The following is a 5,202-nucleotide window of genomic DNA, read 5'->3' as shown; positions in this document are numbered from 1 at the left end:
GGCGTCGTGCGGGCCCGGGCGAGAACCGGCTCGTGCAGCAGGGCGTCCGGCAGCGGACCGGCGGTGGCGTTGACCCGGTCTCGCCGCTCGGCCTGGGCGGCGGGCAGGGGCACGTCGGCGGGCCGCTCCCAGGCCTCCTCGGCCCCGGCCAGCCGTTCGACCAGGTCCGTCCAGGCGCCGAACACGTCCTCGGCCATGCCGTCCGGCAGTACCCCTTCCCGGACGTCGAAGGACAGGACGACGGCGTCGCCGCGCTCCATGACCTGACAGTCGATCCAGACCTGCGGGGTCTGGGTGAGGGCGTGCTCCACCTCCCGCAAGGCGCCCTCAGACGACCGGGCCGGGCCGAGAGCGCTCGTGAAGACGACCGGCATCAGCACCGGGGAGCCGGCCCGGTGGGACAGCTCGGCGAGCAGCTCCGAACCGGTGAACAGCGAGTGCTCCAGGTCCTCCAGCAGGCGGGCACCGATGACCCGCGCCCGTTCGGCGAAGGACATCTCTTCGGACAGGTCCACGGCGAGGAGCTCGAGGGAGGTGAAATCGCCGACCACGCGGTCGATGTCCTCGTGCAGCGGGAGCCGGTCCACGGTCGGCACGTTCAGGGTGAAGCGCGGTGCGCGCGACCAGCGGCCGATGGTCTCGGCGTACGCGGTGAGGAGGACGGTCGCCGACGTCAGGCCGTGACGGCGGGCCCGCTCGGCCAGCGCCCCGGCGGCATCGGCCGGAAGCGTCCGCTCCAGGCGGCGGAAGGTCGCGTTCCCCTCGGCCGGCACGGCGGGCGCGGCGGGCACGGCGGGCGCGGCCCATCCCTCCGCGGTGGGAAGCTCGGGGGCGGGTGGCAGCTCTTCCAGGCGTTCGGTCCAGTACGCCCGGTCGCGTGCGTACTCCGGCGTCTCGGCCAGCGCGCGTCGCGCCAGCACGTAGTCGCGGAAGGTGATGCCGAGCGGCGGCAGCTCACCGCCGGCGTACAGCGTCTGGAACTCGGCGATCAACAGCCGGAGACCGGCGTGGTCGACGGCGAGCATGTCGAAGGACAGGTGCAGCACATCGTGCTCGGGTGCGCGGGTGATGTGCAGCGTGAACAACGGCCAGCGGTCGGTGGGCCCGGTGCGCCGCGACAGGCGGGCACGGACGTCTTCGACGGCCGTGTCGTCGCGCGTCTCGGTGACCTCGATGGTCAGGTCGGGGACGTCCGGCAGGACCTGCTGGTAGCCGTCGGGGTGGACGATCACGCGGAGCATGTCGTGCCGGGCGATCAGGGTGCGCCAGGCGGCGCTCACCCGCTCCGGGTCGAGTTCGGCGAGACCCAGCTCGACGTAGGCGTGACAGGCGACGCCGCCGTACGCGTAGGCGTCGGCGCGGCCGATCAGGTAGGCGGCCTGGATGTCGGTGAGCGGAAAGGGCTCATGGCGGTTGTCCGCGTCGTGGCGCAGGACGCGCCGGTCCTCGTCGGCGGCCAAATGCTCCAGGATCGCCGCCTTGTGCGTGCTCAGCTCGGCGCGCCGCGCTTCGGTGAGGTAGCCCTGGGGCGCGCGGAAGCGCAGTCGCCCGTCGTCGGCCCACAGGTGGACGCCGTCGCGTTCGTAGGCGGCCAGCAGTTCGGTGATGTTCACAGCTCTCCGATCTCGGTGTCGTTCGCGGCGACGGCGGCGGCGACCTCGGTCCCGAGGGCGGCGACGGTGGGGGCGGCGAGCAGCCGGCGGACGGGGACGCGGATGCCGAACCGGTGCTCGATCGCGGAGGTCAGCCGGATCGCCGACAGGCTGTCGCCGCCCAGGGTGAGGAAGTCCGTGTGCCGGTCTCGTACGGGGGTGGGAAGGACGGTGTCCCACAGTTCGGCGAGGGTGGTCTCGACCGGGCCCTGCGGCGGCTCGGACGCGGCCCGTGGATGCGATGGGTCCCGTTCGGCGAGGTCGGCGAGTGCCCGCCGGTCGACCTTGCCGTTGCCGGTCAGCGGCAACGCGGGCAGGACCCTCACCCGGGAGGGCACGGCGTAGGGGGCCAGCCGCCGGGCGAGCCACGGCCGGAGCCAGGTCTCCACCGGCCGGGGGTCCTCGGCGCCGTCCTGGTCGAGCACCGCGAACGCGGCCAGCCGACGCGCCGTGCGCTCGCCCGCGGCCACCACGGCGGCCCGGGTGACGTGCGGATGCGCCTCGATCGCGGCCTCGACCTCGCCCGACTCGATCCGGTGACCGGCGATCTTCAGTTGCCCGTCCATCCGGCCGAGGAACTCCAGCAGCCCGCCGGGCCGGTACCGGCCCAGGTCACCGGTGCGGTACCAGCGCCGCCCGTCGTGGTGGACGAACCTCCGCGCCGTGTGCTCGGGATCCGCGAGGTAGCCGTCGGCCAGGCCCGCTCCCCCGATCCACAGCTCGCCCGCGCACCAGTCGGGGCAGTCACGGCCGCCGGGACCCGCGACCCGGTACCGCTGGCCGGGGAGCGGATGGCCGTAGGGGATGGACGGCCAGCCGGGATCGAGCTTGTCGACGGTGAACGTGTTGGACCAGATCGCGGCCTCGGTGGCGCCTCCCATGGCGACGAGGCGGCAGCCGTGGGCGGTGCGCTCGCGCAGCCGGCCCGGCAGGTCCAGCCCGATCCAGTCTCCGGAGACCAGCACGGTGCGCAGGCCGTGCAGGGCGCGGCCGTTCCGCGGGGCCCGGTCGCCGGCGTCGAGGAGCAGGTCGAGCAGGGCCGGCACGGTGTTCCAGACGGTGACCCCGTGCTCGCGGACGAGCGCGGGCCAGTGGTGCGGTTCTCGCCGCTGCTCCTCGGTCGGCAACAGCAGGGACCCTCCGGCGGCGAGCAGGCCGAAGATGTCGTAGACGGACAGGTCGAAGTCGAGTGCGGACAGGGCGAACACCCGATCGCGGGGGCCGACGCCGTGGAGCGTGTTGATGGCCGTCACCGTGTTCCATGCGGCGGAGTGGCTCATCGCCACGCCCTTGGGCTCGCCGGTGGAGCCGGAGGTGAAGATGACGTAGGCGAGGGCGGTGGGCGGCACCGTGCGCGGCCCGTCGGCGGGCTCGGCGGTCAGCGCGTCGTCGACGGTGAGGACCGCGTCTTCGTCCGAGGTCTCGGCCGCGATCGTCAGCCGTACCCCGGCGGCGGCCCTCATGCGGTCGCGCCGGGCGGCCGGCTGCTCGACTCCGATCGGGACGTAGGCCGCACCGGCGGCGAGGACGCCCAGCACGGCGATGATCTGTTCCGGTCCCTTGGGCAGCGTGACCGCGACCAGGTCACCCTCGCCCACTCCGCGCTCCGCCAGGGCGGTCGCGGTGCGCAGGGCGGCGTCGGCCAGCGCGCCGTGGTCCACGGTGCGGCCGTCCGCGGCGACCAGCGCGGTCCGGCCCGGTTCGGTGGCGGCACGCTCGAAGAACGCCTCGTGCAACAGGCGGGGCTCGTTCGGGCGCGTACGGTTCAGCGCGGCACGCGCCCGCCGCTGGTCGGCGGGCACCAGGTCGGGGATCGGCGCGGTCCAGTCGCCGCCGGCGAGATGGTCCAGCAGCCGGGCGTGGGCGTCGGCCATGGCGTCCAGCACGCCGTCACAGAACAGCTCCTCGACGGCGTCCCAGGTGACCACCAGCTCACCCGACTCCTCCGTGACCTGGTGGTCCAGGCAGACCTGCGGTGTCTGCGAGACACCCCAGACCTTCGGCGGGAACCCCGCCGCGGTGTCGGAGAGCGCGGCGTCGCCGATCCCGAGCGCGCTGGTGAACACCACGGGCGCGGCCCCGTCGAGCGTCCCGGTGCGGCGGGCCAGTTCCCGCAGCAGCCAGGAGGCCGGTACGGCGTGGTGGTCCAGGTCCTCGGCCTGACGGCGCTGAAGCTCCTTGACGGCCGTCAGCCATCCCCGGTCCGAACGCCGGTACGCGGCCGGTGCCAGACCGGTGAAGTCGCCGAGGACACGGTGGACGTGCGGGTGCACCTCGCGCCGGTTGAACAGGGTCAGGGTGACGGCGACCGCGTCGCTCCCGCTCCAGGTCGCCAGCACCTCACCGTACGCGGCGAGCAGCACCGTGGACGGGGTCAGCCCGTGTCGTGCGGCCGTGTCCTTGAGGGCCTGCCAGCGGGCCCGGTCCAGGCACCGCCGACGCCGGGTGAAGCGCGGGGTCTCCACGAACACCGGGTCGCGGTCGAAGGGCAGCGCCGGGGCGGGCGGCAGCTCCTCCAGCCTCCGGCTCCAGTGCGCGCGGGCGCGCTCCCGCGCGCGGGGGTCGGGTGCCGGCCCGGTGACGTAGTCGCGGAAACCGAGTTCGACCGGGGGCAGCACGGCGGCCGGATCGGCGTAGAGACGGCCCAGTTCGGCGTACAGCGTCGTGATCGACAACGCGTCCAGGACCAGATAGTCCAGGCCGATGCCGAGCCGGACCCGGCTCGTCCCCGACGGCTCCTGGTAGCGGACCGCGCGTACGTCGAACAGAGGCCAGCGGGCGGGGTCGCGCACCTGGTGCGACATCTCGTCCCGCAGGGTGGCGAGGGCCTGTTCCGCCCCGGCGGCGTCCACGTCGCGGACGCCGATCCGAAACTCCGGGACCTGTTCGAGCACGCGTTGCGCGCCGTCCTCGATGACGGCTCGCAGCATCCCGTGCCTCTCTGTCAGCCTCCGCCAGGCGGCCGTCAGCCGCTCCAGGTCGACGGCCGGGCCGTCGAACTCGCTGTAGTGCCAGGTGCCGACGTTCCCGAGCGTGAACTCGGGCCGGCGGCCGGTGAGGTAGGCGGCCTGGACGTCGGTGAGGGGGAAGGGGTCATGCGCGTGGTGGGGATCCGGCACGACTCCGGCACGGTCTCGATCCTGAGGCGTGACGCTCAGCAGGGCCGCGAAGTCGCGCAGCGTCGGCGCGCCGAACAGCGCGGCCACTCCCCCGCCGCGCAGCCCCGCGGCGCGTAGCCGGGCGATCATCCTGGTGGCGATCAGCGAGTCGCCGCCCAGGGCGAAGAACCCGTCGTCGCGGCCCACCTCCGGCAGGTCGAGCAGCGTGGCCCATATCCGGGCGACGGTCTCCTCCACGGGCCCGCTCGGCGCCTCCCGCCGGACCGGCTGTTCGCCGGCCGCCCGGTTCAGCGCGTGCTGCGCCGCGGCGCGGTCCAGCTTGCCGTTGGCGGTGAGCGGCATCACGTCCTGGACCAGGAGCAGGTCGGGCAGCATGTACGCGGGCAGCCGGGCGGCGGCCCAGGCGCGGAGCGCGTCCGGGTCGGGTCGCC

The 5,202-nt window shown here is 74.2% G+C and carries 2 protein-coding genes; both read right to left on the bottom strand.

Translation table 11 applies throughout. The features are described from left to right. The coding region (locus ACFFNX_RS41525) for a condensation domain-containing protein (protein WP_378211684.1) at positions 1 to 1,613 on the bottom strand (1,613 nt) is incomplete at its 3' end. Next, a partial coding sequence (locus ACFFNX_RS41520) for a non-ribosomal peptide synthetase (protein WP_378211683.1) occupies positions 1,610 to 5,202 on the bottom strand: 3,593 nt, incomplete at its 5' end. The genes ACFFNX_RS41520 and ACFFNX_RS41525, both read right to left, overlap by 4 nt.

Source organism: Actinoallomurus acaciae (assembly GCF_042429965.1).
Taxonomy (GTDB): domain Bacteria; phylum Actinomycetota; class Actinomycetes; order Streptosporangiales; family Streptosporangiaceae; genus Actinoallomurus; species Actinoallomurus acaciae.
Note: the sequence above shows the minus strand (reverse complement) of the source record. Positions and strands in the feature narration are given on the sequence as shown.